Origin of the sequence: Mesorhizobium sp. M4A.F.Ca.ET.020.02.1.1 (assembly GCF_004022645.1) — a bacterium.
Lineage (GTDB): Bacteria > Pseudomonadota > Alphaproteobacteria > Rhizobiales > Rhizobiaceae > Mesorhizobium.
The window spans coordinates 1-2,533 of the sequence record NZ_RZOI01000810.1 but is presented as its reverse complement, the minus strand read 5'-3'; the positions used below and the strand labels follow the sequence as shown (position 1 = coordinate 2,533).

Sequence of the window (2,533 nt, the reverse complement as noted above, 5' to 3'; positions counted from 1 at the left end):
CCGCGGAGGACGGCGCGCGCCTCGCCGGAAAGTAGCGCCGCCGCCTTTTCGTCGACCGGCAACGGCCGCTCGGCAAACAGGAAGCCGGCGCCGTCGACCAGTTCGACCAGCGTCTTGGCGCGCTCCTTAAGCCCGGGCAGGGCCGCGAGCAACTGCGCCTTCTTCTTGTCGTCGAGCCGGGCGGCGAGCGCCGGGCCGCCTTCGAGATAGGGCAGGGTGGCGACGAAGATGTCGAACAGCGCATGATCGTCCATCTTGCGCATATGGACGCCGTTCAGCGCCTCGAGCTTGGCGAAGTCGAAGCGGGCGGCGCCCTTGTTGACGTCGCCGATGTCGAACCAGCCGATCATGTCTTTGATCGACATGACTTCGTCGTCGCCGTGGCTCCAGCCGAGGCGGGCGAGATAGTTGAGCAGGGCCTCCGGCAAGTAGCCCATCGAACGATAGGCCTCGACGCCGAGCGCGCCGTGCCGCTTCGACAGCTTGGCGCCGTCGGCGCCATGGATCAGCGGGATGTGCGACATCGAAGGCACATCCCAGCCCATGGCGTTGTAGATCACGGTCTGGCGCGCGGCGTTGGTCAGATGGTCGTCGCCGCGGATGATGTGGGTGACGCCCATGTCGTGATCGTCGACGACGACGGCGTGCATGTAGGTCGGGTTGCCGTCCGAGCGCAGGATGATGAAGTCGTCGAGGTCCTTGTTGGGAAAGCGCACCTCGCCCTGCACCCGGTCGTGCACGACGGTCTCGCCCTCGGCCGGCGCCTTGATGCGGATGGCGCCCTTGATGCCGGGCGGCGCCTCGGACGGGTCGCGGTCGCGCCATTGGCCGTTATAGCGTGGCGGCAGGCCCTTGGCGCGCGCCGCCTCGCGCATCGCCTCGAGCTCCGCAGGCGTCTCATAGCTGTAATAGGCCTTGCCCAGGCGCACGAGATCAACGGCCACCTCGCGATGGCGCGGCGCGCGCTCGAACTGCGAAACCGCCTCACCATCCCATGAAAGGCCGAGCCAGGTTAGTCCGTCCAGGATGGCAGCGGTTGCCGCCTCGGTGGAGCGCTCGCGATCGGTATCCTCGATGCGCAGCAGCATCGTGCCGCCGGAGTGCCTGGCATAGAGCCAGTTGAACAGCGCCGTGCGCGCTCCGCCAATGTGCAGGTAGCCTGTCGGCGAGGGGGCAAAACGGGTGACGACCTTGTCGGACATGGCACTCTCAGGCTGGCATAGGAAGCGGGCGTGATTGCGCGGACTTTCGCGCTTCGCGCGTTCATGTAGCATAGGAGGTCTGGGGCGCAAGGGGCAGACCCGATGGCTGGACGAGGCCGGGGCACGGTGGAGGGCGAGGGGACGACAGCTGGCGTCAGCGAGCGCCTGCTGTTTGCCGACACAGCGCCTGTCGAAACAGCGCCGGTTTGGCTTCCGGAGTCGCGTCCGGCCAAAGAGATTTTGCCGCCTGATGTCGGCGGATTCCGCCCGGCCTCGCCGATGGCAACCATCACGCGGCTCGGCAAGCAGCTTGGCCGTGTCTCATGGCCGGCGTTTCATCGCAGCATCGGCGCCGCGGCCACGACCGAGCTTGATCGCGGCATCGGCTTCCTGCTGGTGCCGGTGTTCCTGGCTGCCGGCGTGATCTTCTATTTCTCGCTGAACGCCGAGCCAGACCTGTACAGGCCGCTTTTGGCAGTGGCGCTGATGGCTGTCTGCGCGCTCGTTTCGCGCCCACGGCCAAGGACGCATCTGCTCTTCATGGCGGCGTTCTTCTGCGCCTTGGGCTTTCTCGCCGCAAAGGTCGAGACCTGGCGCGCCGCGACACCGATGCTCGGTTCCGAGATCCAGACCCGCCTGACCGGCCGGCTCGTTAGCCTGGAGGAAATGGAGAACGGCCGCGTCAGGCTGACGATCGATGTGATCTCCACCGCTCACCCAAAGCTGCGCTACGCGCCGGAGCGGGTCCGGCTTTCGGCACGGAAAGTACCTGCTGATATGACAGCCGGCTCGCTGCTTACCGGCTATGCAAGGCTGCTGCAGCCGACCGGCCCGGTGCGGCCCGACAGCTACGACTTCTCCTTCGACAGCTATTTTTCCGGTATCGGCGCCAGCGGCTTTTTCCTTGGCAATCCAAAGACAATCGCCAGCGAAGATGCGCCGCCCTCGGCGCGCCTGGCTTCCACGATCGAGAAGGCGCGGGAGAGCATCGCCAACCACATCCGCGGCCAGGTCGGCGGCCCGGAGGGCGAGATCGCCGCCGCACTGATAGTCGGCGTGCGAGCGGGCATCCCCGATGAGATCAACGAGGCGATGCGGCGCACCGGCATCTATCACGTCATCTCCATCTCGGGCCTGCACATGGCGCTGGTCGCCGGCACCATCATGCTCTTGCTGCGCGGGGCCTTTGCGCTGTTTCCCGACTTCGCCTCGCGCCGGCCGGTCAAGAAATATGCCGCCGCCGCCGCACTCGTCTCGATCGCCGCCTATCTCGTCTTTTCCGGCATTGTGGTCGCGGCCGAACGCAGCTTCATCATGCTGGCGGTGATGCT

The 2,533-nt window shown here is 66.4% G+C and carries 2 protein-coding genes; one reads left to right on the top strand and one right to left on the bottom strand.

All coding sequences use genetic code 11. The annotated features are described in order from the left end of the window. Positions 1 to 1,202, bottom strand: a 1,202-nt coding sequence (gene gltX / locus EN742_RS31445; RefSeq protein WP_128333696.1) for a glutamate--tRNA ligase, incomplete at its 3' end; no start/stop codon positions are given. A 102-nt stretch (positions 1,203 to 1,304) separates the two neighbouring features. Between gltX and EN742_RS31440 the strand changes: the two genes are divergently transcribed. Further along, on the top strand, positions 1,305 to 2,533 hold a 1,229-nt coding region (locus tag EN742_RS31440), incomplete at its 3' end, for a ComEC/Rec2 family competence protein (RefSeq protein ID WP_148670391.1).